Raw genomic sequence first — 24,449 nt, forward strand, 5'->3', positions numbered from 1 at the left:
ACATGGAGATTCGTTTAGCCAAAACAGCGGGCTTCTGCTTCGGCGTCAACCGCGCCGTGGAGCTGACCTACGGCCTGCTGAACGAGGGCCACAAGGTGGCCACCCTGGGCCCGCTCATCCACAACCCCCAGGCGGTGGACGACATGAAGCGCCGGGGCGCGCTGGTGGCCGACACCGTGGAGGACATCCCCACCGGGTACGAGGTCATCATCCGGAGCCACGGTGTGCCCCGCACCATTTACGATACGCTGGAGCAGCGCGGTATCGTGTACCACGACGCCACCTGCCCCTTTGTGAAGAAGATCCAGAACATTGCCGCCAGGGCTGAAGCCGAGGGCGCGGTGCTCCTGGTGGCCGGCGATGCCGCCCACCCGGAGGTGCAGGGCATTGTGGGACATACCCGGGGGGAGGTATTCGTCTTCAGCGATCTGGAGGAATTAAAGGCCTGGAAAGGCCCCTCGGACCCCCAAAAGCCCATTTTTGCGGTTGCACAGACCACATTTCAGGTAACAAAATGGCAAGAAAGTTCGGAGTTTCTCAAAAAAGCCTATACAAACGCCCGAATTTTTGATACAATATGTAATGCGACGTGGGCGAGGCAACAGGAAGCGGAAGACCTCAGCCAGCAATGCGACATCATTGTTGTCATTGGCGGTCATCATTCTTCCAATACCCAAAAGCTGGTACAGGTCGCCGCAAAACACACGCGAGCCGTAACGGTCGAGACAGCGAGCGAACTTCAGCCTGAATGGTTTGTGGATGTAAAAACGGCGGGCGTCACAGCCGGGGCTTCAACGCCATCGTCTATTATTGAGGAGGTACTTAACAGTATGAGCGCAGAAATCAATGACAGCATGAGCTTCGAGGAGATGCTGAACGCATCCGAGGAAAAGCGGGTTCATGCAGGCAGTATTGTGAAAGGAATCGTGACCAGCATCTCTGCCAACGAGATCCAGGTGGATATCGGAGCGAAGCAGACCGGCTTTGTCAAGCTGAGCGAGCTGACCGATGATTCCTCCGCCAAGGTCGAAGACCTGGTGAAGGTTGGCGATGAGCTGGACCTCATCGTCGAGAAGGTTATGGATCAGGACGGCGTCATCCAGCTCTCCCGCAAGAAGCTCGCATCTCGCAAGGGCATGGAAGAGATCGCTAAGGCAGCTGAGTCCGGTGAGGTCGTCGAGGGCGACGTTACCGAGTTCAACAAGGGCGGCGTTGTCGTCAACGTCAAGGGCGTCAAGGTGTTCGTCCCCCGTTCTCAGGCCACTATGCGCCGCGACGAGGACTACACTGCTCTGGTCGGCCAGCATGTCCAGCTGGTCGTCACCGAGTGCTCCGGCCGTAAGATCGTCGGCAGCATCAACAAGGTCACCGCTGAGCAGAACAAGGCCAAGCGTGAAGAGTTCTGGGCAAACGTCGAGGTCGGCAAGACCTACACTGGCGTTGTCAAGAGCCTGACCTCTTACGGTGCATTCGTCGATATCGGCGGTGTGGACGGCCTGTGCCACATCAGCGAGCTGAGCTGGAACCGCATCAAGCATCCCTCTGAGGTCGTCTCCGTTGGCGACACCATCGAGGTGTATGTGAAAGATATCGACACCGAGAACCACAAGGTCTCTCTGGGCTACAAGAAGGCTGAGGACAACCCCTGGGAGCAGCTGAAGAACAACTATCCCATCGGCAGCACTTTCCACGCTCCGGTCGTTTCTCTGACCAAGTTTGGTGCTTTCGTCCGCATCCTGCCGGGTGTTGACGGTCTGGTCCACATCAGCGAGATCAGCAATGATCGCGTTGAGAAGGTCTCTGACGCACTGAAAGTCGGCGATATGGTCGATGTGAAGCTGCTGGATGTTGACTTCGATAAGAAGCGCATCAGCCTGTCCATGAAGGCTCTGCTGAACAACGACGCTGAGTAATCAGCTCTTTGGAATGCGCGGTCTCTGACACAATGCGACTGACAGCCCCGTTGCCGGGTAACGGCGGCGGGGCTGTTTTTTATTGGTATGCCCTCTCAGTCTCGCATTCGCTCGACAGGCATCCTCCTTTTGTCGCTTACGCGACATCTCCCTCCGGCCGGAGGGAGTCTTTCCCAAAGGGGCGAGCCCTTGGCAAAGAGGTTTTGTTTCTCATAGACGCATGGCGTTTTCGATAGACTTTACGGACTGCCAAAGCCTCTCACTTTGGGAGAGGTGGCATCGCGTTAGCGATGACGGAGAGGGCAAGCCAGTTGACAAGAAAGGGAAAACCTTATGATACAATGGCTCAAGAAACATTGGGAAGTGCTCAGCTACCTGATCTTTGGGGTGCTGACCACCCTGCTCAATATCCTGCTGTACGCGCTGTTCAACCGGCTGTTCGGCTATACCGCCGCCAACAGCTGGGGCAATGTGCTGGATAACATCCTCTGCATCCTGTTTGCCTACGCCACCAACCGGGCGTTCGTGTTCCGCAGCAAAACGCGGGGCAGGGAGCAGGCAAAAGAGTTTACAGCCTTTGTCTCCTGCCGTCTGGGCACGCTGCTGCTGGACGCCGCCATCATGCTGGTTTTGGGCAACCTGCTGGCGGCCCAGGGCGCGGCGCTGATGGACCGCCTCATGAGCGGCCTGCTGACCCATGCGTTCCACTGGTTTGGCCCGGACACGACGGTGCAGATGGCTTCGAGCTATCTGGGCACGCCTCCGGGCATCTCGGATGGTTCCGCGGCCATTGCCGTCATCGGCGGGGCCGATGGGCCCACGGCCATTTTTGTCACCAGCCGCATCGAGGCGCAGGAGCTGTGGGGGCTGTGCGTCAAGGTATTTTCCAATGTCATTGTGGTGATACTGAACTATGTGTTCAGTAAGCGGATCGTTTTCAAAAAGAAATAAGGGGTACGCCCCTTGATAAAACTATGGGAGGTACGGTAATTATGAAACGTGGTTTGAAAGGCTTTGCATTCCTGGTTTCCGGCCTGGTGCTGGGCATCATTGGTGCTACGGCGTCGGTAACGGCCATTGCACTCAGCGCGGTGGGCATGGCAAAAGTACGCCGTGCCAACAAAAATTGAGTTTAGGAGGAAAGAGCATGACCCGTGAAGAGATTTTGTCCCATGTGGACCATACCCTGCTGAAACCCGAGGCTACCTGGCCCCAGATTCAGACCCTCTGTGATGAGGCCATTGCCAACCACACTGCTTCTGTCTGCATCAACACCTGCTACGTCAAGCAGGCGGTGGAGTACATGGCAGGCCGCATCCCCGTGTGCTGCGTCGTCGGCTTCCCTCTGGGCGCCATGGATCCCAAGTCCAAGGCATTTGAGGCGAAGACCGCCATTGAGAACGGTGCCGCCGAGGTGGACATGGTCATCAACATCGGCCGCCTGAAGAACAAAGAATACGATGCTGTCCGCGAAGATATCCGCGCGGTGAAAGAGGCTGTGGGCGATAAGATCCTCAAGGTCATCATTGAGACCTGCCTGCTGACCGACGAAGAGAAAGAAAAGATGTGCGACATCGTCTGCGAGGCCGGTGCGGACTACATCAAGACCAGCACCGGTTTCTCCACCGCGGGTGCCAACTTCCATGATGTGGAGCTGATGGTCAAGGGCGTGCGTGGCCGCTGCAAGGTCAAGGCTGCCGGCGGCATCTCCACCGTGGACGACATGGAGAAATTCCTGGCTCTGGGCGCGGACCGTCTGGGCACTTCCCGCGCCGTGAAGATCCTGAACGGCGAGCAGGCCAAGGGCTACTAAGGATCTATTTGCAATGGAACCGGCAAAGGGCACAGCTTCGGCTGTGCCCTTTTCTGCGTTTTTCCCTGTACGGCAGGGGATTTTGCATCAATTCCAGAAAAATGCTGAAATAAGTGCGACTTTCTCTTGACAATCTGACGCAGGGATGATAGAATACCACACGAAACAACTGAATACCGACTTATCAAGAGCGGCTGAGGGGACAGGCCCTGTGAAGCCCGACAACCTGTGTGTATCACACATAAGGTGCCAAATCCTGCGGGAAACCGAAAGATAAGAGTGCAAACGCTCAGAACTTCGGTTCTGAGCGTTTTTATTTGCGCAAACCTTGAAGTCTGTGTAGGAAGCTGTAGAAGAATATCCACAACGCTACGCTATGGAGGAAAATTTTATGGCAAAGCATCGTCTGTTTACTTCCGAGTCCGTTACCGAGGGACATCCCGACAAGATCTGCGATCAGATCTCCGATGCCATCCTCGACGAGATCCTGACCCACGACCCCGAGGCCCGCGTGGCCTGCGAGACCTGCGCCTCTACCGGCATGGTTCACATCATGGGCGAGATCACCACCAACTGCTATGTCGATTTCCAGAAGATCGTCCGCGAGGTCGTGGCCGATATCGGCTACACCCGCGCCAAGTTCGGCTTTGACGCCGACACCTGCGCCGTCATCTCCAATGTGGACGGCCAGAGCCCCGATATCGCCCTCGGCACCAACGACCAGGTCGGTGGTGCAGGCGACCAGGGCATGATGTTTGGTTATGCCTGCGATGAGACCCCGGAGCTGATGCCCATGCCCATCAGCCTGGCCCACAAGCTGGCCAAGAAGCTGACCGAGGTGCGCAAGAGCGGCGAGCTGGATTACCTCCGCCCGGACGGCAAGAGCCAGGTCACCGTGGAGTATATCGACGGCAAGCCCGCCCGTGTGGACGCCGTGGTCATCTCCAGTCAGCACAGCGAGGCCGTGCCCATGGAGCAGCTGCGCGCAGATATCATGGAAAAGGTCATCAAGGCTACCATCCCGGCCGAGCTGCTGGATGAGAACACCAAGTATTATATCAACCCCACCGGCCGCTTTGTTGTGGGCGGTCCCCAGGGCGATACCGGTCTGACCGGCCGTAAGATCATCGTGGATACCTACGGCGGCTATGCACGCCACGGCGGCGGCGCGTTCTCCGGCAAGGACCCCAGCAAGGTGGACCGAAGCGCCGCTTATGCGACCCGCTGGGTGGCCAAGAACATCGTGGCTGCCGGCCTGGCCAAGCAGTGCGAGGTGCAGGTGGCTTACGCCATCGGCGTGGCAAAGCCCGTCTCCATCATGGTGGATACCTTTGGCACCGGCGCTGTGGAGGACGAGAAGATCGAGCAGGCGGTGGAAAAGGTGTTTGACCTGACCCCCGCCGCCATCATCCGGGATCTCGACCTGCGCAAGCCCATCTACCGCAAGCTGGCCGCCTACGGCCACATGGGCCGCGAGGACCTGGGCGTGAAGTGGGAGAACACCGACCGCGTGGAAGAACTCAAGGCTGCCGTGGCTGCCCTGTAAGTTCCGCTGAAAAGCTCGCCCTTTGGGAGAGCTGGCGCGTCAGCGCCTGAGAGGGCGAGCCCGTTTTCAAAAAAGCACAAACACAGCGATGCAATGCCTCTGCAAAACAGGGGTTGCGTCGCTGTGTTTTTTGCATAAAAGTATGCTTTTTGTAAAAAACTCACAGAGTACGTCGCAAAAAGGAAAAACAGCTGTGCAAGGCGCAGAAAATTCAGGTTGGATGCAAGTTTCTGGTGTCGAAAGAGGGAATTTGTGATAAAATAAAACTGGATGTGCACTTTAACACCTGAACACTGATTTTTGACAAAGGAATATTAAGGAGTGTAACTATGTCTGCCATCAACCCTAAGGACTGTTTTCTGCAGACGAAGGTCGCTGACCTGCGCCTGATCTGCTGCCCCGGTGCCGAGGAACTCACCAACCTCATCGACAACCATCTGGTGCGCTGGGCCAACGAAGCTGGCATTGATAAGGAGACGTTCATCATCCCCGCCGAGTGCCCCCGTTTCCAGAGCGGCGACGCAAAGGGCCTCGTCAAGGAGTCTGTGCGCGGCGATGATATCTACATTGTCGTGGACCCGGGCAACTACAGCGTCACCTATAATCTGTTCGGCTATGAGAACCATCTCTCCCCGGATGACCATTTTGCAAACCTCAAGCGTCTCATCCAGGCTGTGGCAGGCAAGGCACACCGCGTGTCCGTCATCATGCCCAGCCTGTACGGCGGCCGTCAGCACCGCCGTGTGGTCCGCGAGAGCCTGGACTGCGCCGTGGCCCTGCAGGAGCTGCAGGCCATGGGCGTGAAGAACATCATCACCTTTGATGCACACGACCCCCGCCTGATGAACGCCGTGCCTCTGATGAGCTTCGACAACGCCATGCCCACCTATCAGGTACTGAAGAACCTGCTCAAGAAGAACCCCGATATCTCCTTTGATAAGGAAAAGTTCATCGTGGTCAGCCCGGACGAGGGCGCTATGAACCGCAATATGTACTTCTCCAGCGTGCTGGGCTGCAACCTGGGCATGTTCTATAAGCGCCGCGATTATACCCGCGTCGTCAACGGCCGCAACCCCATCGTGGCCCATGAGTATCTGGGCGATTCCGTGGAGGGCAAGACCGTCTTCATCGCCGATGATATCATTGCTTCCGGCGAGAGCATGCTGGAGGTTGCCAGCAACCTGAAGGCCCGCGGCGCAAAGCGGATCATCGCGGATGCAACGTTCCCGCTCTTCACCAGCGGCCTGGATAAGTTCGACAAGGCTGTGGAAGAGGGCACCCTGGACTATGTCGTCGGTACCAACCTGACCTACCGCAAGCCGGAGCTGCTGAACCGTGACTGGTACGTCGATGTCGATGTTTCCAAGTACGCGGCATACTTCATTGTGGCTCTGAACCACGATATGTCCGTTTCCAGCATCATCGACCCCATCAAGAAGATCGAGGCCCTGCTGGCAAGCCGCAAGTAAGCGTTTTTCCCAAAAGCATTTCCTGCCGTACAGCCCTGTGCTGTGCGGCAGTTTTTGCGTGGGCCGGTTTTCTTTTGGCTGGGAGTATGGTATACTGTCAGGGTAATCGAGCAAGGTAGGAGCAGCAAACGTATGAAAGCAACCATCGTCATCCCCAACATCAACGGCAAAGGCTGGCTGAAAGATTCCATTGAGTCGGTCTACGCCCAGACCGAGCAGGATTTTGAGCTCATCGTGGTGGACAACGGCTCCACGGACGAAAGCCTGGAGCAGGCCCGCGGCTACTGTACCCGGCCCAACTTCACCCTGATTGAAAACGGGTACAACACGGGCTTTTCCCATGCCGTCAATCAGGGCATTGCCCGGGCCCGGAGCGAGTTTGTGGTGCTCTTCAACAATGATGCCTTTGCCGAGCCCCGGTGGCTGGCAGAACTGATCCGCACGGCGGAGCAGGACCCGAAGATCTTCGCGGTGCAGAGCCTGATGATCCGCCACTTTGACCGGGAACTGGCCGACGACGCAGGCGATTACGTCACCTGGATGGGTTTTGCCTGCAAGACGGGCGATGGCCGCAGAGCCAGCCGCTACACCAGACAGAAGCGCATCTTTTCGGCCTGCGGCGGCGCGGCGCTCTACCGCAAGCGCATTCTGGACGAGATCGGCGGCTTTGACGAGAACTTCTTTGCCTACTTTGAGGATGTGGACCTGAGCTGGCGGGCCAACAATGCAGGCTACAAAAACGTGCTCTGCCCCACGGCCAGGTGCTACCACATCTGCGGCGCCAGCACCGGCGCGGTGAAGTACAACGCGTTCAAGAGCCAGCAGAGCGGCCGGAACAGCATCCTGCTCCCGCTCAAGAACGAGCCGCTCCTTATGCTGATTTTAAACTTCCTGCCGCTGGCACTGGGCTACCTGCTCAAGTGCTACAAGTTCCACAAGCAGGGTTTTGGCGAGGCCTGGGACAAGGGGATGCAGGAGGCATTTGACCTGCTCAAGACCGGGAAGCTGGGCAAGCGCCCGTTCCGTTGGCGCGACCTGCCCCATTATATCCTGATGGAGCTCTGGATGATCTGGAACATGGTGCCCTACCTGTGGTACCGGCTGGTCATCGTCCGGTTTGACCTGAAATAACAGAGCAAATGCAAAATCTCCCCCGGCGATGAAACGTCGGGGGAGATTTTTTGTGGAGGATCTTAAAATTGAAAGGCGGATGCTGTCAATGGCGGCCAGCTCTTCGGCAGTAGGGGATGGTTCGATCGCGTTCCGGAGATGCCTGATACAAGGAAAATTGCCTCCTTGATCAGCCTATGATCTCGTACTGGAAGTATTCGCATTTGATCTTGCTGCCTACCTCGATTTCCGGCGGCAGCAAGGCCAGCGCCACGGGGTTCAGTTCGTCGCTTTCAATGTCGGTGCGGCGGAGGTTGACGTAATCGCCGTCAAAGCTGACGACTTCATAATACCAGGGACCCATCGTAAAAACTCCTTTCTGATCCTGCAATTCAGCTCCCCTGGCAGGGGAACTCCGCGACACGCCCGCATCTGCGGGATGGAGCGGTGAGAGGTTTCATTGATTATCCGGGTCATCCTTGTGCTCATGCTTCCAGTGGTAGTAAGGCCCAAGGATACAGACCGCAGAAAGCACCAGAACGGCGAAGAGGAACGAAGTGGCGCGCTGCATCTTTGTTAAAAAGACGTAAGAAAACTCACACACCGCGAGGATGAGCTCCAGCACGCCGACCCAGCGCTGCCAGATCTCCCGCTCTTTGGGCTTCATGCGAGACGAGTATCCCCAGGTGATTTTGCGTTTGCAGACATCACAGACGCCCAGGACAAGCAGCAGGGCTCCCAGTGCAATGCTGAAGAGAGGGTAATACATACACAGCGCTCCTTTCCGTCTTGAAAAATCCGGGATTTTACAGCTCCATCATACCATAGCCGCCGCGCGCACACAAGAACGAAATTTCATCCGAAAGAGGAAAGCAAAAAATACACGCAATGCGTGTAACGGCTCTTGTGGATTTTGAAAAAATATGATATACTACTTTCTACTGATGCGCCATCGCCAAGCGGTAAGGCAGGGGACTTTGACTCCCCCATCGTAGGTTCGACTCCTGCTGGCGCAACTGAAAAGCCGCCCGTGTGCTGTTACGCACCGGGCGGCTTTTTGCTGTCTTTTTTCGATTTTCAGTGCCGCCGGATCTTCTTCGGCGCATTTCTCCCATGCCACGCGTTGAGCAGCAGCCAGAGGCCGTAAATGGCGGCGGAAAGGATGCTGAGGGCGATGACCACTTTCAGGTAGAGGCTGTGCAGGAACTCCTGGAATTTGTCCACGGTGAAGAGGACGGCGTTCCGGTTCACATCCTGCCCGGCCACAAGATTGACCACGCCGATGGTCTCACCGGCCAGCTTGAGCTCCACGGTGCCTACTACGTCGCCCTGCTGGATGGGAGCACAGACGTAGTCCGGCAGGTGGAAATATTTCTGGGTGACGGAGCCGTCGCCGGAGGAGGGCAGCAGGGTCATCATGTTGTCATCGGGGTAAAGCTGCAGGGTGTCGGTGTCCGAGGAATACTTGACCGGAATTTCGGCCAAGGCTAAATCGGTGTCCAGCGCGGCCTGGATGGAAAAGCTGTCGAACACCCAGTCGATGAGGTGGACGGTCTCATACAGGGCCGGGCGGCGGTTGGCATAGCCGTAATCGTCGCAGGTGTCCGGGCTCTGCATGATGCAGAAAAGATAGGTGGAGCCATTTTTGTTGGCCCAGGAGACGTAGCTCTGGTTGCCGTTGTCGTTCTTGTAGGCCATCACATCGCACATGCCGCCCTGCATGGCGCTGCGGTAGAATTTGCCGCCGCTGGTCTTGTTCAGGGCCACGTTCTGGCTCAGCAGAACAAAGGATTTGGCGTGTTTTTCCTTGGCGGGCATCGTGAAGGTGGGAGCCGAGGAAATTTCCACAAAGGCATCAAAGCTCATGAGATACCGCAGGATGAGGTACATATCCACGGCGGTGGTCACGTTGCCGCTGTCCAGGCCGCAGGCGTCCGTCCAGGTGCTGTTGGTGGTGCCAATGCGCTGGGAGAGGGTATTCATCTGGCTCACCCAGCCGGCTAAATCGCCGCCGGAGAGGGAATAGGCCAGGCCCATGGCGGCCTCGTTGGCGTTGCGGGTGACCATGGCATAGATGGCCTCCCGGTAGGTGAACGTCTCGTTGGAGCGCATGTCGGCGTTGTCCGTGCCGTGGACGTAGTCCGAGATGGCAAACGGCATCTGGAACGTGTTGTCCAGCTGGTCGGCGTAGTTGGTCAGCAGCAGGGCAATGGTCATATATTTGGTCAGGCCCCCGGCGGACACCTGTTTCTGGCTGTCTTTTTCGTAGACGATGATGTTGGTGTCAGTGTTGACGACATAGGCGCTCTGGGCCTTGACGTCATAGACAGGGCTGGGGTCGAACATGGCGCTGGCTGTCACGCTCAGGCAGCTGAACAGGACGGCAAACGACAGAAAGAGTGCAAAAATACGTTTCATGTGGACAATTCCTTTAAAAAGCGATATGATATAAAAAGCTGGGGCGGCGGTGCTGCGCCCGGAGAAATGAGCAAAAAACAAAGCCGAACGGCTTCATACTTTATAATAACAGGTTTGCCGGGGTGTGACAAGGCTTTTGCAGTTGTTTCACAAAACGGCAGGGAGGAAATGGATGGTATATCTCACAGGTGATACGCATGGCGAGCTGGACCGCTTCAAGCACGGCAAGCTCCGCTGGCTGGGCAAGCGGGACGTGGTGCTGGTGCTGGGCGATTTCGGGTTTGTGTGGGACGGCAGCAAGGCGGAACAGAAAAAGCTGGACTGGCTGCGCAAGCGCCCCTACACCCTGCTGTTTCTGGACGGCTCCCACGAAAACTATGACCTGCTGGCCCAGTACCCCACGGTGGAACTGTTTGGCGGCAAAGTGCAGGCACTGGGCGGCAATGTGTATCATGTCTGCCGGGGCAGCGTGCTGGAGCTGGAGGGTAAAAAATACCTCTGCTTTGGCGGGGCGGAAAGTCCGGACAAAGATGACCGGGAGGCCGGTGTGAACTGGTGGCCTCAGGAGATGCCCTCCGACGAAGAATATGCCGCCTGCGAGGCGAACCTGGAAGCAAACAGCTGGCAGGTAGATTATGTGCTGACCCACGACGCCCCAAGCAGGTTCCTGGATTTTTCCGCTCTGGCCTCCGGCGAGAGCAACCGCCTGCATCTCTTCCTTGATAAAATTCTCCTCAAGCTGACCTATACCAAGTGGTTCTTCGGCTGCTACCACAAGGACGTGCAGCTCTCCACCAAAAGCCGCTGCGTCTTCTGCGACGTGGTCTGCATGGGGGAGCGGCACGCGAAATTTTCAAGGCATCCATAAAGCAAAACGGACGGGCCCGGCGGCTCGTCCGTTGCTTTTTATACCGGTTCAATTCATTGCCCCGGCTTTCTCAAACATCTGCTGTACCTGAGCGGCCAGCAGGGCGTGGTCCGGGTGTTCCAGCAGCGGGTCTTCGGCCAGCAGGGCCACCGCTTCGCTCTGGGCGGCGTGGAGGGTGCGGGTGTCGTTCATCAGGTCGGCGATCTGCAGGGTGGGCAGGCCGTGCTGGCGGCTGCCGAAGAAATCGCCGGGGCCGCGGGTCTCCAGATCGTACTGGGCCACCGCGAAACCATCGGCTGTGGAGCAGAGGAACTTGAGCCGCTTCTGGACATTCTCGCTGGTGTTGTCGCTGACAAGGAAGCACCAGCTCTCTGCGGCACCGCGGCCCACCCGGCCCCGCAGCTGGTGCAGGGCGCTCAGGCCATACCGCTCGGCGTTTTCAATGACCATGACCGTGGCGTTGGGCACATCCACGCCCACCTCGATGACCGTGGTGGAGACGAGGGCGTCCAGCCGCCCGGCCTTGAAATCCTCCATGACGGCGGCTTTCTCCTTGGGCTTGAGCTTGCCGTGCATCAGGCCCACCCGCCGCTCGGGCAGCAGGGCCTTGGCAATGTCCTCATAATAGCTTTTGACGGCATTCAACCCGCCGTCCGGCGTTTCCTCGATGGCGGGGCAGACGAGATACACCTGCCGCCCGGCGTCGATCTCCCGGTCCAAAAAGCCGTACAGCGCTCCCCGCTTTTTGCCGGTGATGCACCGGGTCTTGACCGGCTTGCGGCCCGGCGGAAGCTCATCCAGAATGGAGATGTCCAGGTCGCCGTAGATCAGCAGGCCCAGCGTGCGGGGGATGGGGGTAGCGCTCATGACCAGCAGGTGGGGGTTCTCGGCCTTTTCGGCCAGCATCCCGCGCTGGCGGACGCCAAAGCGGTGCTGCTCGTCCACCACGGCCAGGCCCAGCCGGGCAAATTCCACGCCCTCGCTGAGGATGGCGTGGGTGCCGACGATTAAATCGGCCTCGTCGTCCCGGATGGCGGCCAGCGTGGCGCGGCGGGCGGCGGCTTTCATCCCGCCGGTCAGCAGGGCCACCCGCATCCCAAAGGGGGAGAGCAGGCGGTTGAGGTTCTCCGCGTGCTGGGAGGCCAGAATTTCCGTCGGAGCCAGCAGAGCGGCTTGATACCCGCTGCGGATACAGGCCCAGATGGCGGCGGCGGCCACCAGTGTTTTACCGCTGCCCACGTCTCCCTGCAGCAGGCGGTTCATGGAAGTCTCGCCCGCCATGTCGGTTAAAATTTCCTCTACGGCCCGGCGCTGGGCACCGGTGGGGGAGAATGGCAGCAAGGCCCAGAACGGTTCCGGGTCCATCTTTTGCATGGGGGCACCGGTGCGGGCGGCACCCCGGTTCTTCATCCGGCCAATGCCAAGCTGCAAAATCAACAGCTCTTCGTAAATGAGCCGCCGCCGGGCTGCAAAGGCCTCTTCCTCGCTGGCGGGGCAGTGGATGGCCCGGACGGCCTCCGCCTTGGAGAGCAGGCGGTACTTTTGCAGCATTTCCGGCGGGAGAGGGTCGGGCAGGAGCTCCGCGTGGGGGAGGAGCTGGCGGACGCATTTGGCAATGACCCCGCTGGAAAGCCCCTCCGTCTGGGGGTAAACGGCCTCAAAGGGGATGCTCTCCACCTGTGCATCGGTGCGCACCTGCGGGTTGACCATCTGGCGGCGGAGCATCCCGCCCGTGACGATGCCCTGAAAATAATACTCCCGCCCGAGTTCCAGCTTCTGGGCGGCGTAGGGGTTGTTGAACCAGGTGATCTCCAGACTGGAAACATCGTCCCCGGCGGTGATCCGCTCCATCCGCCGCCCACCTGGCAGGACGCGCCCGCCGGGCTTGGCGAATACCTCCGCCTTGACGACACACTCGGTGTCCAGCGGGGCGGTGGCAATGGTGTAAGGCTTGGAAAAATCCAAATACCGGCGCGGGTAGTGGCAGAGCAGATCGGCCAGGGTCACGATGCCCAGTTTTTCAAACCGCTCGGCCGTTTTGGGCCCGACGCCCTTGAGGTAGCGCACCGGGGTATCCGGGGTAAGGGTGGTGTGAGTCTCGGCAGCCACGGGGCCACCTCCTTTCGTTTGCATTTATTATAGCACAAAGAATGCCGCAAAACAAAAAATCCCGGAAGCCGCGGCTTCCGGGAATCTTTTGGAGGTGACGACCAGATTTGAACTGGTGGATGAGGGTTTTGCAGACCCTTGCCTTACCACTTGGCCACGTCACCATATTTGGAGTGATGATTACCACTCCATTTGGAGCGGCCGACGAGGCTCGAACTCGCTACCTCCACCTTGGCAAGGTGGCGCTCTACCAGATGAGCTACGGCCGCATATTCGGTGCATTTACCCTTGCACCCGTCATTTCTGACGCCCTGAAACAAGTTCAAAGTAGGTAGAAGCTTTCGCCTCAAATGTGGCGACCCGGATCGGGCTCGAACCGACGACCCCCAGCGTGACAGGCTGGTGCTCTAACCAACTGAGCTACCGGGCCATATTGGAGCAACTGTTGCTGCTCCGTTATGGAGCGGCCGACGAGGCTCGAACTCGCTACCTCCACCTTGGCAAGGTGGCGCTCTACCAGATGAGCTACGGCCGCATATATAAGATGAAAGGAAATAATTCATTTCATCTTAAATGTGGTGCCTCCGATCGGAATCGAACCAATGACACGGGGATTTTCAGTCCCCTGCTCTACCGACTGAGCTACAGAGGCGCACCGGACGATGATTATTATACCCGAAATTCCGGATTTGTAAAGAGGAAATTCCAAATTTTTTTGAAAAAAATCAGACTTTTCTTGAAAAATGCGTGAAGACGATGAATAATAAGAGAGGAAATTTGCGCTTTGGGCCGCCGGTGCGGGGAGCAAAATGCGACAAAAGCCAAAATTGACTTTCTTTACAACCTATGGTTTAATAAGAATCGAAAGACAATTCGGCCCCGGCAGGCTTTGCCGCGGGCCGGGAGGGTAATATGGCGAAAAAACAAGAATACGGCAATGAAAGCATTACTTCCTTAAAAGGCGCCGACCGTGTCCGCAAGCGGCCGGCTGTTATTTTTGGCTCGGACGGCGTGGAGGGCTGCGCCCACTCCATTTTTGAGATCGTCTCCAACTCCATCGACGAAGCCCGCGACGGCCACGGCGATACCATCAATGTCACCCGCTGCAAGGATGGCAGTGTCATAGTGGAGGATTTTGGCCGCGGTATGCCCGTGGACTGGAACAACGGCGAGGGCCGCTACAACTGGGAGCTGCTGTTCTGCGAGATGTACGCGGGCGGCAAGTACGGCGAGGGCGAGGACAACTACGAGTTCAGCCTGGGCCTGAATGGTCTGGGCCTGTGTGCCACCCAGTATGCTTCCGCCTGGATGACGGCGGACATCTACCGCGACGGCTGTCACTATCACCTTGATTTTAAAAAGGGCGAGAATGTGGGCGGCCTGCAGAAAGAACCCTACAAGGGCCGCCGCACCGGCAGCATCATCCACTGGAAGCCGGACGACGAGGTCTTTACCGACATCGACGTGCCTGGCAGCTACTATAAGGATGTGCTGCGGCGGCAGGCGGTGGTCAACGCGGGGCTTACCCTCAACTTTACCGATGAAAAAGAGAAAGACCCCGCCACGGGCAAGGCCTGGAAAGAGAGCTGGTGCTACGCCCACGGCATCGCGGATTATGTGGCCGAGGTGGCCGGGGAGGACAGCCTGACCCCCGTGTACAGCTGCGAGAGCGAGGCCTCCGGCCGGGATCGTGAGGACCAGCCGGATTACAAAGTCAAGATGAGCGCGGCATTCTGCTTCTCTAATAAGGTGCAGATGCTGGAGTACTACCACAACTCCTCCTGGCTGGAGCACGGCGGAAGCCCGGAACACGCGGTCCGCACCGCGTTCGTCTACCAGATCAACAAGTATCTGAAAGAGAAGAACCTCTACAAAAAAGGCGAGAGCGCCATCAGCTTTCAGGACGTGCAGGACTGCCTGGTCTACGTCTCGTCCAGCTTCTCCACCCGCACCAGCTACGAGAACCAGACCAAAAAGGCCATCACCAACAAATTCGTCTCTCAGGCCATGACGGACTTTCTCAAGCACTATCTGGAAGTCTACTTCCTCGAAAAACCGGAGGAAGCTCAGAAGATCTGCCAGCAGGTGCTGGTGAACAAGCAGAGCCGCGAGCACGCCGAGAAGACCCGCCAGAGCATCAAAAAGACGCTGACCACCCAGATCGACCTGGCCAACCGGGTGCAGAAATTTGTGGACTGCCGCACCAAGGACGCCTCCCGCCGGGAGCTCTACATCGTCGAGGGCGATTCCGCTATGGGCGCTGTCAAGCAGAGCCGCGACAGTGAGTATCAGGCCATCATGCCCATCCGCGGTAAAATTCTGAACTGCCTCAAGGCTGATTATGCCCGCATCTTCAAATCGGACGTCATTGTGGACCTCATCAAGGTCATGGGCTGCGGCGTGGAGCTGGGCGGCAAGCACAACAAGGAGCTGGCGACATTCAATCTGGACAACCTCCGCTTCAACAAAATCGTCATCTGTACCGATGCCGATGTGGACGGCTACCAGATCCGCACGCTGGTGCTCACCATGCTCTACCGGCTGACGCCTACCCTCATCAACGAGGGATACGTCTATATCGCGGAGTCGCCGCTGTATGAGATCAACACCAAGGATCACACCTACTTTGCCTACACCGAGCCGGAAAAGGCGACATTCCTGGAGGAGATCGGCGACAAAAAGTACACCATCCAGCGCTCCAAAGGTCTGGGCGAAAACGACCCCGAGATGATGTGGCTGACCACCATGAATCCGGAGAGCCGCCGCCTCATCAAGGTGCTGCCCACCGATGTGGAGGAGACCTCCCGGGTGTTTGACCTGCTGCTGGGCGACAATCTGGCCGGCCGCAAGGAGCATATCGCGGCCCACGGCGCGGAGTATCTGGACGATCTGGATGTATCCTGATGTCCGTCTGCCCGGAATGCCCAGCGAATCGGATAAAGAGGATTTACAATGCCAAGAAAATCAACCAAGAAAACAGTAAAGCCCGTCCGCCCGCAGCTGGGCGAGGGCGTTGAAATTTTAAACGCGGGCAGCGTGCTGGAAGACCCCATCACCCGCACGCTGGAGACCAACTACATGCCCTACGCCATGAGCGTCATCGTCTCCCGCGCCCTGCCGGAGATCGACGGCTTCAAGCCGGCGCACCGCAAGCTGCTCTATACGATGTACGGGATGGGCCTGCTCAAGGGGGCCCGCACCAAGTCCGCCAACATCGTGGGCAGCACCATGCACCTGAACCCCCACGGCGACGCCGCCATCTATGACACGATGGTCCGCATGGGCCGGGGCAACGAGAGCCTGTTGGTGCCCTTTGTGGACAGCAAGGGCAACTTCGGCAAGGCCTACAGCCGGGATATGTCCTGCGCGGCGGCCCGTTACACCGAGGCCAAGCTGGAAAATGTCTGTGAAGAGCTGTTCCGGGACATCGACAAAGAAACCGTTGATTTCGTTCCCAACTACGATGGCTCCACCACGGAGCCTACGCTGCTGCCGGTCACCTTCCCGACCATTCTGGCCAACAACACGCTGGGCATCGCCGTCGGCATGGCCTGCAACATCTGCTCGTTCAATCTGGCGGAGTTGTGTGCCACTACCATCGCCCTGATGAAAGACGCCAAGCATGACATCGCCACCACGATGCCCGCCCCGGATTTTGTAGGCGGCGGCCAGATCATCTATGATGAAGCCCAGATGCGGGAAATTTACGAGAAAGGCCGCGGCAGTGTCCGGGTCCGGGCCAAGTACAACGCAGTGCCCGGCGAGAACATGCTGGAGATCACCCAGATCCCGCCCACCACCACGGTGGAAGCCATCATGGATAAAATCTCGGAGCTGGTCAAGGCGGGCAAGCTGAAAGAGATCAGCGACATGCGCGACGAGACCGACCTGAACGGCCTGAAGCTGACGCTGGACCTCAAGCGGGGCGTGGACGCGGACAAGCTGATGGCAAAGCTGTTCAAGGCCACCCCGCTGGAAGACAGCTTCAGCGCCAACTTCAACATTCTGGTCTCTGGCCAGCCCAGAGTCATGGGCGTGCGGGAAATTTTGCAGGAGTGGACGGCGTTCCGGATGGAGTGCGTCCGCCGCCGCACCTACTACGACCTCCACGGCAAGGAAAAGCGGCTCCACCTGCTGCAGGGCCTTGCCGCCATCCTGCTGGACATCGACAAGGCCATCCACATCATCCGCACCACGGAAGAAGAGACTGAAGTGGTCCCCAACCTGATGATCGGCTTTGGCATCGACGAGGTGCAGGCGGACTATGTGGCCGAGATCAAGCTCCGCCACCTGAACCGTGAGTATATCCTCAAGCGGACCAGCGAGATCGAGCAGCTGGAAAAGGACATCGCGGACCTGAACGACGTGCTGGCAAAGCCTGCCCGCATCCGCCGCATCATCATCAACGAGCTGAACGAGGTGGCCAAGAAGTACGGCCAGCCCCGCCGCAGCGAAATTCTCTACGACCTGCCCGAGGAGGAGAACGGTGCCGAGGAAGAGACCGTGCCGGATTACCCCGTTACCGTCTTCTTCACCCGCGAGGGCTATCTCAAGAAGATTCCGCCCCAGAGCCTGCGCACCGCCGGTGCCCACAAGCTGAAAGAGGGCGATGAGATCATCCAGCAGGTGGAGACCCGCAACAACATGGAATCGCTCTTCTTCACGGACAAGCAGCAGGTGTACAAAGTGCGTCTGGCCGAGCTGGAGGATGGCAAGGTGGCCCAGATGGGCATTTACCTGCCCGGGCGTCTGGGCATGGACGAGGGGGAAAACATCCTCGCCATGGTCATTACCGGCGATTACGCGGGCTATCTGTACTTCTTCTTTGCCAACGGCAAGTGCGCGAAAATTCCCCTCAGCTCTTACGCCACCAAGCAGAACCGCCGCAAGCTGCTCAAGGCATACAGCGATAAGGAAGAGCTCTCGCTGATGCTCTACCTGCCCGAGGAGACGGAGCTGGCCATCCGCACCAGCGCCAGCCGGATGCTGCTGGTGGGCACGGCGCAGATCCCGGCCAAGACCACCCGCGACAGCCAGGGCGTGGCCGTCGTCACGCTGAAAAAGAACCAGCGCGTTGTCTCCGTCGTCCCGGCGGACACGCTGGAGCTGGCCAACCCTCACCGCTACCGCGTCCGCAGCCTGCCCGCCACGGGTGCTCTGATCCGCGCCGAAGACGAGGGAGAGCAGATGAGCCTGCTGTAAAGAACTCCCCCAGTCGCCTGTGGTGCCAGATTCCCCCTTTTGTCACCTGCGGTGACATCTTCCCCCGGCGCGGGGGAAGTCGGCCTCTGGGATGGGGCCTTTGGCATGGTGGCAAAGCTTCTGGTTGAATTGCAAAGTGTCCGGTTTCGCCAGAGGCTCCCTCTCCGAGGGAGCTGGCACGGCGTAAGCCGTGACTGAGGGAGTTCAAGCAGTAGCGGAGACAAGTTTAAATCGTTTATCCTGAAAAGAGGAAGCTATCATGCAAAATATCGACCTGATTTGTGTCGGCAAGCTGAACGCGAAATATTTTGCGGAGGGTGTGGCCGAGTATCAGAAGCGGCTGGCGGCCTTTGCGAATTTCCGGATCATTGAGCTGCCGGAAGAGAAGATCGAGGAGAAAAACGCCTCCGATGCCGTCGTGAAAAAGGCGCTGGAAAAAGAGGGCAAAGCCATCCTCGGCAATGTCCGCAAGGGTGCCGCCATCGTGGCTATGTGCATTGAGGGAAAACAGATCTCCTCCGAGGAACTGGCACAGTTCCTGGCGGACCGCGCGGGCAGCGGGGCGGGGGACGTGGCGTTCGTGATCGGCTCCTCCCACGGCCTGGCGGACGAGGTCAAGCGGGCGGCCGCTCTCAAGTTCAGCATGGGGCGGATCACCATGCCCCACCAGCTGGCCCGCCTGGTGCTGACGGAACAGATCTACCGTGCCTGCACCATCAATGCCGGCATGAAATATCATAAGTAAAGTGGAAGAGGGCCGCGTCCGCGGTCCTCTTCCACTTTACAAGAAGGAAAAAACATGGTACAGTAAGAATACGCGGCAGTGGGGAAAGCTGCCCGAAACAACACACACGACACGGCAAGCCAGCCGCGGACGGAAAGGATGTTATTACAATGGAACAGAGCGAAAAGACCCTTGATATGATCGTCAATCTCTGCAAGAACCGTGGTTATGTTTTCCCCGGTTCTGAGATCTACGGCGGTCTGGCCAACAGCTGGGATTACGGCCCCCTGGGCGTTGAGTTCAAGAACAACGTCAAGAAAGCATGGCTGAAGAAGTTTGTGCAGGAGAGTCCCTACAATGTCGGCCTGGACGCTGCCATTATCATGAACCCCCAGACCTGGGTGACCACCGGCCACGTTTCCAGCTTCTCGGACCCCCTGCTGGACTGCCGCGCCTGCAAGGCACGCCACCGCGCCGATAAGCTCATTGGCGAGGAGCACCCGGAGGTCAATGTCGATGCCATGAGCTTCGATGAGATGGACCAGTTCATCGCCGAGCACGAGGACATCGTCTGCCCCGTCTGCGGCAAGCACGATTTTACCCCCATCCGCAAGTTCAACCTGATGTTCAAGACGGCCATCGGCGTCACCGAGGACAGCTCTTCCACCTGCTACCTCCGCCCCGAGACCGCACAGGGCATCTTTGTCAACTTTGCCAACATCCAGCGCACCACCCGCCGCAAGCTGCCGTTTGGTGTCTGCCAGGTGGGCAAGGCATTCCGCAACGAGATCACCCCGGGCAACTTTACGTTCCGCACCCGCGAGTTTGAGCAGATGGAGTGCGAGTTCTTCTGCAAGCCCGGCACCGATCTGGACTGGTTTGCTTACTGGAAAGACTACTGCGAGAACTGGCTGCTGAGCCTGGGCATCAAGAAAGAGCACCTGCGCCTGCGTGACCACGAGCCTGCGGAGCTGGCATTCTACAGCCGCGCTACCACCGATATCGAGTATGCGTTCCCGTTCACCGACTGGGGCGAGCTGTGGGGCATTGCAGACCGTACCAACTACGACCTGACCCGCCATCAGGAAGCTTCCGGCAAGAGCCTGGAGTACTTCGACACCGAGACCAACGAGCACTATATCCCCTACGTCATCGAGCCTTCTCTGGGCTGTGACCGTGTGGCGCTGGCATTCCTGTGCGAGGCCTACGATGAGGAGCACCTGACCGACAGCAAGGGCAAGGAGGATATCCGCACCGTGCTGCATCTGCATCCGGCTCTGGCTCCCTACAAGTGTGCTGTGCTGCCTCTGAGCAAGAAGCTGGGCGACAAGGCCATGGAGATCCGCAACGAGCTGAGCAAGTACTTCATGGTGGACTACGACGATACCGGTTCCATCGGCAAGCGTTACCGCCGTGAGGATGAGATCGGCACCCCGTACTGCATCACCGTGGACTTTGACACCGTGGGCGACGAGGCCAAGGGCATCACTGCGGACAACTGCGTCACCGTCCGTGACCGTGATACCATGGAGCAGGTGCGTATGCCTATCTCCGAGCTGAAGAGCTACATCGAGAGCAAGATCGAGTTCTAATCGTTTTAGATTTTAGAATGATAAAAAACACAGCCCTGCCGTTGAAATTTCGGCGGGGCTGTGTTATAATACAAACAGAAGAGAATGCTGCCAAGCAAACGGTCAGCACCTCTCCAGCATGTCATTCAATAAAAAATGACCGCAGGTTTCGGACGCTGGCGGTCATTTTTTGTTGTTGAAGATCTTCCATGCGATGTCGAACATGCCAAAACCCACAGTTGCAAGCAGTGTGAGCAGAGCCAAAGTTTCTAAAAGCGTCATGGAGCATCCCCCCTTTCGCATTTGCGTCAGGGGTGAGCAACAAAAATGCGTCAATCCCCGACGCGAAGCCGGAGAGGCGCGACCGCATGCCGTATGTAGACAGCATTCTCGAGATCAGTATAACAGACGCTTCGCCCTTTTTCAACCGGGCGGGGCGCCTTTTTGTTTCTGGATGGTGGACATTTCCGCCCCAAACGGGTATACTGAAACAAAATAAACACGGTTTACACCGCAGGAGGAACCTTTCGTGGAAAACTTTAACGAACTTCTGAAAAAATATGCCGATTTTATCGTCCGGGTGGGTGTGAATCCCCAGCCGGGCCAGACCCTCATCATCCGCTGCCCGCTGGAGGCCGCCCCGCTGGCCCGCCTGTGCGTGCGCAGTGCCTATGAGGCCGGTGCCCGGGACGTGCAGGTGGATTGGAGCGACAACGCTGTTTCCCGCACCCGGATGGAGCTGGGCAGCGAGGAAGCCCTGAGTGACTTCAAACCTTACCAGCTGCGCCGCTATCTCGACTACGCCGAGAGCGAGGGCGGCGTCTGCATCCTGCATCTCCTCGCGGATGATCCGGAGGTCTATGCCGGGTTGGACGGGGCCAAGATCAGCCGGGTGAATGCGGCCAACCGCAAATATATGGCTCCGTGGCGTGAGTACACCATGAACGACCGGGTGCAGTGGTCCATTGCCGCCATGCCCAGTGCTCCCTGGGCCAAAAAGATGTTCCCGGAGCTGGACGAGGCAGCCGCCATCGAGAAGCTGTGGCAGCTCATCTTTGACGTCTGCCGCGTGACGAACGGCGACCCCGTCAACGAGTGGAAAGCACATCTGGACCGCCTGACCACTCTGGGCGAGAAAATGAACGCGTTCGACCTCGAAAGCGTCCACTTCCAGAGCAGCAACGGCACGGACCTGACCGTGGGCATTGCCGACAAGGCCCTCTGGGAGAGTGCCGGCAGCAAGAACGAAAAAGGCGTGTTCTTCCTGCCCAACATCCCCACCGAAGAGGTCTTCACGGCACCCCACAAGGAGAAGGTCAACGGCATCGTCTACGGCACCAAGCCCTACGTCTTTAACGGCCAGCTCATCAAGGGCTTCCATGTGACGTTCAAAGACGGCAAGGTGGTGGAGCACGGGGCCGAGGAGGGCGCGGAGCTGCTGGGCCAGCTCCTGAGCACCGATGAGGGAGCCTGCCACATTGGCGAGGTGGCGCTGGTGCCTGCTTCCAGCCCCATCAACCGGAGCGGCGCGCTCTTTTACAATACTCTGTTCGATGAGAACGCCGCCTGCCACATTGCATTCGGCGCCAGCTATCCCGGCACCACCCGGAACGGCACGACTCTTTCCAAGGAAGAGCTGCTGGCCCGCGGCATGAACCAGTCTTCCATCCACGAGGACGTCATGATCGGTGCGGAGGACAGCAAGATCACCGGTAAGTGCCGCGATGGCCGCACCGTGACCCTGTTTGAGAACGGTGTCTGGGTCTTGTAAGGCCTGCCCTTGGCCGCAGGGCCCGGCTGCTTTCGATAAAACATAAAACCTGCCCGGGCTGCCAAGGGCTCCCCTGATCGGAAAGACTTCCCCGGCCGGGAGAGGTGGCACACAAGTGTCGAAAGGGGAGCGCCTGAGAGGTTTTTCACGAAAAAGCTTGCATATTTCGCAAATGTATGCTATATTCTAGTAGTACGATATAGTTTTTATGGAACGTGGGCCGCAAGGTCCGCGTTTCTTGTTTGTTTGGAGGTTTTTTATGGCGAAACAGTCTGGCGGCAATACCGCCCAGAGAGTCGAAGCGCTTGTCCGCCCCACCGTGGAGGGCATGGGCCTGCGCCTGTGGGATGTTGTCTTTGAAAAAGAGGGGCCGGACTGGTATCTCCGTGTGCTGATCGACAAGGCGGACGGCTCCACCATGGACACCGACACCTGCGCCGATGTGTCCCATGCGCTGGACCCCATCCTGGACGAGGCAGACCCCATTGAGCAGAGCTATTATCTGGAGGTGGGCAGCCCCGGCCTTGGCCGCAAGCTGACCCGCCCGGAGCACTACACCGCTGTACAGGGCCAGAAGATCAGCGTCAAACTGTACAAGGCCAACGAGAACGGTGCCAAGGAGTTTTCCGGCATCCTGACCTCCCGCGAGGGGAATACCATCACGGTGGAGACCCCGGCGGGCCCCGTCCGCTTTGAAGCCTCCGCCGCCAGCACGGTGCGCCTGTGCGACGACGAAGACCTGTTTCATTGAAAAGTAAAACCCTTTATCACGTAGAGAGTAAATCATAGGAGGAACCCGAAAAATGGCAGCAGCTAACAATGAATTTTTTGAAGCTCTCTCCATGCTGGAGCACGAGCGCGGCATCACCGCTGAGTATCTGATCGATAAGATCAAGGCAGCGATCGTGATCGCTGTCAAGAAGAACTACGAAGTGGAAGACAACAACGTCATGGTGGAGATCGACCCCGCCAACGGCAAATTCAATGTTGCTCTCATTCAGGATGTTGTGGCCGATGAGGACTGGTACGACGAGCACAGCGAGATCGGCATTACCGAGGCCCAGAACATCCGCAAGGATTACAAGGTGGGCGACCGCGTGGTCACTCCCCTCAAGACCAAGGACTTTGGCCGCATCGCCGCACAGACCGCAAAGCACGTCATCCGTCAGGGCATCCGCGAGGCCGAGCGCAGCCAGCAGCTGAGCGAGATCCAGTCCCGCGCCCATGACATCGTGCAGGCCACCGTCACCCGCGTGGACCCCGAAAAGGGCATCGTGGCCGTGGATCTGGGCAAGGGCGGCGAGGCCATCCTGCCCCGCAACGAGCAGGTGCCCGGTGAGACTTACACCGAGGGCCAGGTGCTGCAGGTCTACGTTGTGGACGTCGTCAGCGGCGACCGCGGCGCGCGCGTTATGATCAGCCGTACCCACCCGGGCCTGGTCAAGCGCCTGTTTGAGCTGGAAGTGCCTGAAATTTACGACGGCACTGTGGAAGTCAAGGCCATCAGCCGTGAGGCCGGTGCCCGCACCAAGATGGCAGTCTGGTCCAAGGACGCCAACGTCAACCCCGTTTCCGCCTGCATCGGTCCCCACGGTGACCGTGTGGCTGCTGTGGTCGAGAAGCTGGGCGGTGAGAAGATCGACATCGTTAAGTGGAGCGAGGATGTCTCCGAGTTCATCTCCGCGGCCCTCAGCCCGGCCAAGGTGCTCAAGGTGGAGCTGCTGCCCGGCGAGACCCGCTCCTGCCGTGTGACCGTGCCTGACCAGCAGCTGAGCCTGGCCATTGGCAACAAGGGCCAGAATGCCCGTCTCTGCGCGCGCCTGACCGGCTACAACATCGACATCCGTCCCGAGAGCGGCTACTATGGCGAGGACGAGGAGCCCAAAGCCGAGCAGCCCAAGACCGAAGAAACCGCTGAGTGATTCCAGCGCACCC

The 24,449-nt window shown here is 58.4% G+C and carries 19 protein-coding genes, 6 tRNA genes and 1 riboswitch; of the genes, 16 read left to right on the forward strand and 9 right to left on the reverse strand.

Going from position 1 to position 24,449, the window contains the following annotated elements:
• The first annotated feature begins 2 nt into the window (after nucleotides 1–2).
• The 7 genes from C4N22_RS03615 (at nucleotide 3) to C4N22_RS03640 (ending at nucleotide 7,872) form a co-directional block, all read left to right on the forward strand.
• Nucleotides 3–1,913: a bifunctional 4-hydroxy-3-methylbut-2-enyl diphosphate reductase/30S ribosomal protein S1 gene (locus C4N22_RS03615; protein WP_112148038.1), complete on the forward strand. Its 1,911-nt coding sequence runs from the start codon at nucleotides 3–5 to the stop codon at nucleotides 1,911–1,913.
• A gap of 333 nt (nucleotides 1,914–2,246) precedes the next feature.
• The gene (locus tag C4N22_RS03620; protein WP_112148039.1) at nucleotides 2,247–2,864 is read left to right on the forward strand and encodes a GtrA family protein; all 618 of its coding nucleotides are present in this window, start codon (nucleotides 2,247–2,249) and stop codon (nucleotides 2,862–2,864) included.
• A 41-nt stretch (nucleotides 2,865–2,905) separates the two neighbouring features.
• Nucleotides 2,906–3,043, forward strand: coding sequence for a hypothetical protein (locus C4N22_RS12835; protein WP_022257488.1), 138 nt, complete (start codon nucleotides 2,906–2,908; stop codon nucleotides 3,041–3,043).
• Nucleotides 3,044–3,060: 17 nt separating this feature from the next.
• Nucleotides 3,061–3,726 carry a deoxyribose-phosphate aldolase gene (gene deoC / locus C4N22_RS03625; protein WP_112148040.1) on the forward strand — a complete coding sequence of 222 codons (666 nt, stop codon included), beginning with the start codon at nucleotides 3,061–3,063 and terminating at the stop codon, nucleotides 3,724–3,726.
• 178 nt (nucleotides 3,727–3,904) lie between these two features.
• Nucleotides 3,905–4,006, forward strand: a riboswitch (SAM riboswitch).
• A gap of 111 nt (nucleotides 4,007–4,117) precedes the next feature.
• Nucleotides 4,118–5,272, forward strand: coding sequence for a methionine adenosyltransferase (metK, locus tag C4N22_RS03630; protein ID WP_112148316.1), 1,155 nt, complete (start codon nucleotides 4,118–4,120; stop codon nucleotides 5,270–5,272).
• A 329-nt stretch (nucleotides 5,273–5,601) separates the two neighbouring features.
• On the forward strand, nucleotides 5,602–6,741 hold the full coding sequence (locus C4N22_RS03635) for a ribose-phosphate pyrophosphokinase (protein WP_022256037.1): 1,140 nt from the start codon (nucleotides 5,602–5,604) through the stop codon (nucleotides 6,739–6,741).
• 132 nt (nucleotides 6,742–6,873) lie between these two features.
• Complete coding sequence (locus C4N22_RS03640; protein ID WP_112148041.1) at nucleotides 6,874–7,872, forward strand: glycosyltransferase family 2 protein; 999 nt, start codon at nucleotides 6,874–6,876, stop codon at nucleotides 7,870–7,872.
• A 169-nt stretch (nucleotides 7,873–8,041) separates the two neighbouring features.
• Here the strand turns inward: C4N22_RS03640 and C4N22_RS03645 are convergent, their stop codons facing one another.
• Together C4N22_RS03645 and C4N22_RS03650 are read right to left on the reverse strand one after the other, a co-directional pair.
• Nucleotides 8,042–8,215, reverse strand: a complete 174-nt coding sequence (locus C4N22_RS03645; protein WP_022256039.1) for a hypothetical protein — start codon at nucleotides 8,213–8,215, stop codon at nucleotides 8,042–8,044.
• 93 nt (nucleotides 8,216–8,308) lie between these two features.
• The gene (locus C4N22_RS03650) at nucleotides 8,309–8,620 is read right to left on the reverse strand and encodes a hypothetical protein (RefSeq protein ID WP_112148042.1); all 312 of its coding nucleotides are present in this window, start codon (nucleotides 8,618–8,620) and stop codon (nucleotides 8,309–8,311) included.
• 176 nt (nucleotides 8,621–8,796) lie between these two features.
• On the opposite strand from C4N22_RS03650, the gene C4N22_RS03655 reads away from it, so the two are divergent.
• Nucleotides 8,797–8,867 (forward strand) — tRNA-Gln (locus tag C4N22_RS03655).
• 61 nt (nucleotides 8,868–8,928) lie between these two features.
• Here the strand turns inward: C4N22_RS03655 and C4N22_RS03660 are convergent.
• On the reverse strand, nucleotides 8,929–10,269 hold the full coding sequence (locus tag C4N22_RS03660; protein WP_112148043.1) for a D-alanyl-D-alanine carboxypeptidase family protein: 1,341 nt from the start codon (nucleotides 10,267–10,269) through the stop codon (nucleotides 8,929–8,931).
• A gap of 172 nt (nucleotides 10,270–10,441) precedes the next feature.
• Here C4N22_RS03660 and C4N22_RS03665 point away from each other — a divergent pair, with 172 nt between their 5' ends.
• Nucleotides 10,442–11,137: a metallophosphoesterase gene (locus C4N22_RS03665; RefSeq protein ID WP_112115067.1), complete on the forward strand. Its 696-nt coding sequence runs from the start codon at nucleotides 10,442–10,444 to the stop codon at nucleotides 11,135–11,137.
• Nucleotides 11,138–11,185: 48 nt separating this feature from the next.
• Here C4N22_RS03665 and recG read toward each other — a convergent pair whose 3' ends face one another.
• The 6 genes from recG to C4N22_RS03695 form a co-directional block, all read right to left on the reverse strand.
• The gene (gene recG, locus C4N22_RS03670; RefSeq protein ID WP_181567160.1) at nucleotides 11,186–13,270 is read right to left on the reverse strand and encodes an ATP-dependent DNA helicase RecG; all 2,085 of its coding nucleotides are present in this window, start codon (nucleotides 13,268–13,270) and stop codon (nucleotides 11,186–11,188) included.
• Nucleotides 13,271–13,335: 65 nt separating this feature from the next.
• Nucleotides 13,336–13,410 (reverse strand) — tRNA-Cys (locus tag C4N22_RS03675).
• A 29-nt stretch (nucleotides 13,411–13,439) separates the two neighbouring features.
• Nucleotides 13,440–13,515, reverse strand: a tRNA-Gly gene (locus C4N22_RS03680).
• A gap of 84 nt (nucleotides 13,516–13,599) precedes the next feature.
• Nucleotides 13,600–13,676, reverse strand: a tRNA-Asp gene (locus C4N22_RS03685).
• A 29-nt stretch (nucleotides 13,677–13,705) separates the two neighbouring features.
• Nucleotides 13,706–13,781 (reverse strand) — tRNA-Gly (locus C4N22_RS03690).
• 41 nt (nucleotides 13,782–13,822) lie between these two features.
• A tRNA-Phe gene (locus C4N22_RS03695) sits at nucleotides 13,823–13,898 on the reverse strand.
• 260 nt (nucleotides 13,899–14,158) lie between these two features.
• Here C4N22_RS03695 and C4N22_RS03700 point away from each other — a divergent pair.
• From C4N22_RS03700 to nusA, 7 genes are all read left to right on the forward strand, one after another.
• Complete coding sequence (locus C4N22_RS03700; protein WP_112148045.1) at nucleotides 14,159–16,150, forward strand: DNA gyrase/topoisomerase IV subunit B; 1,992 nt, start codon at nucleotides 14,159–14,161, stop codon at nucleotides 16,148–16,150.
• A 48-nt stretch (nucleotides 16,151–16,198) separates the two neighbouring features.
• A complete protein-coding gene (locus C4N22_RS03705) occupies nucleotides 16,199–18,448 on the forward strand; it encodes a DNA gyrase subunit A (RefSeq protein WP_112148046.1) in 2,250 nt (749 codons plus the stop codon).
• Between the two features lie 259 nt (nucleotides 18,449–18,707).
• The gene (gene rlmH / locus C4N22_RS03710) at nucleotides 18,708–19,193 is read left to right on the forward strand and encodes a 23S rRNA (pseudouridine(1915)-N(3))-methyltransferase RlmH (protein WP_022256443.1); all 486 of its coding nucleotides are present in this window, start codon (nucleotides 18,708–18,710) and stop codon (nucleotides 19,191–19,193) included.
• Between the two features lie 149 nt (nucleotides 19,194–19,342).
• Nucleotides 19,343–20,764: a glycine--tRNA ligase gene (locus C4N22_RS03715; protein ID WP_022256444.1), complete on the forward strand. Its 1,422-nt coding sequence runs from the start codon at nucleotides 19,343–19,345 to the stop codon at nucleotides 20,762–20,764.
• Between the two features lie 508 nt (nucleotides 20,765–21,272).
• On the forward strand, nucleotides 21,273–22,514 hold the full coding sequence (locus tag C4N22_RS03720; protein WP_112148047.1) for an aminopeptidase: 1,242 nt from the start codon (nucleotides 21,273–21,275) through the stop codon (nucleotides 22,512–22,514).
• 259 nt (nucleotides 22,515–22,773) lie between these two features.
• On the forward strand, nucleotides 22,774–23,265 hold the full coding sequence (gene rimP / locus C4N22_RS03725) for a ribosome maturation factor RimP (RefSeq protein WP_022256447.1): 492 nt from the start codon (nucleotides 22,774–22,776) through the stop codon (nucleotides 23,263–23,265).
• A gap of 52 nt (nucleotides 23,266–23,317) precedes the next feature.
• On the forward strand, nucleotides 23,318–24,436 hold the full coding sequence (nusA, locus tag C4N22_RS03730; RefSeq protein WP_112115075.1) for a transcription termination factor NusA: 1,119 nt from the start codon (nucleotides 23,318–23,320) through the stop codon (nucleotides 24,434–24,436).
• The last annotated feature ends 13 nt before the right edge of the window (nucleotides 24,437–24,449 follow it).

It is taken from the genome of Faecalibacterium prausnitzii, from assembly GCF_003287495.1.
Taxonomy (GTDB): domain Bacteria; phylum Bacillota; class Clostridia; order Oscillospirales; family Ruminococcaceae; genus Faecalibacterium; species Faecalibacterium prausnitzii_I.

Bases quoted from the DNA above. Each gene is read 5' to 3' on its own strand.
- C4N22_RS03660 (WP_112148043.1), bottom strand. From the start codon at position 10,269: ATGAAACGTATTTTTGCACTCTTTCTGTCGTTTGCCGTCCTGTTCAGC.
- rlmH (WP_022256443.1), top strand. From the start codon at position 18,708: ATGCAAAATATCGACCTGATTTGTGTCGGCAAGCTGAACGCGAAATAT.
- nusA (WP_112115075.1), top strand. From the start codon at position 23,318: ATGGCAGCAGCTAACAATGAATTTTTTGAAGCTCTCTCCATGCTGGAG.
- deoC (WP_112148040.1), top strand. From the start codon at position 3,061: ATGACCCGTGAAGAGATTTTGTCCCATGTGGACCATACCCTGCTGAAA.
- C4N22_RS03665 (WP_112115067.1), top strand. From the start codon at position 10,442: ATGGTATATCTCACAGGTGATACGCATGGCGAGCTGGACCGCTTCAAG.
- C4N22_RS03640 (WP_112148041.1), top strand. From the start codon at position 6,874: ATGAAAGCAACCATCGTCATCCCCAACATCAACGGCAAAGGCTGGCTG.
- C4N22_RS12835 (WP_022257488.1), top strand. From the start codon at position 2,906: ATGAAACGTGGTTTGAAAGGCTTTGCATTCCTGGTTTCCGGCCTGGTG.
- C4N22_RS03715 (WP_022256444.1), top strand. From the start codon at position 19,343: ATGGAACAGAGCGAAAAGACCCTTGATATGATCGTCAATCTCTGCAAG.
- C4N22_RS03620 (WP_112148039.1), top strand. From the start codon at position 2,247: ATGATACAATGGCTCAAGAAACATTGGGAAGTGCTCAGCTACCTGATC.
- C4N22_RS03700 (WP_112148045.1), top strand. From the start codon at position 14,159: ATGGCGAAAAAACAAGAATACGGCAATGAAAGCATTACTTCCTTAAAA.
- C4N22_RS03615 (WP_112148038.1), top strand. From the start codon at position 3: ATGGAGATTCGTTTAGCCAAAACAGCGGGCTTCTGCTTCGGCGTCAAC.
- C4N22_RS03650 (WP_112148042.1), bottom strand. From the start codon at position 8,620: ATGTATTACCCTCTCTTCAGCATTGCACTGGGAGCCCTGCTGCTTGTC.
- recG (WP_181567160.1), bottom strand. From the start codon at position 13,270: ATGCAAACGAAAGGAGGTGGCCCCGTGGCTGCCGAGACTCACACCACC.
- C4N22_RS03635 (WP_022256037.1), top strand. From the start codon at position 5,602: ATGTCTGCCATCAACCCTAAGGACTGTTTTCTGCAGACGAAGGTCGCT.
- rimP (WP_022256447.1), top strand. From the start codon at position 22,774: ATGGCGAAACAGTCTGGCGGCAATACCGCCCAGAGAGTCGAAGCGCTT.
- C4N22_RS03705 (WP_112148046.1), top strand. From the start codon at position 16,199: ATGCCAAGAAAATCAACCAAGAAAACAGTAAAGCCCGTCCGCCCGCAG.
- C4N22_RS03645 (WP_022256039.1), bottom strand. From the start codon at position 8,215: ATGGGTCCCTGGTATTATGAAGTCGTCAGCTTTGACGGCGATTACGTC.
- metK (WP_112148316.1), top strand. From the start codon at position 4,118: ATGGCAAAGCATCGTCTGTTTACTTCCGAGTCCGTTACCGAGGGACAT.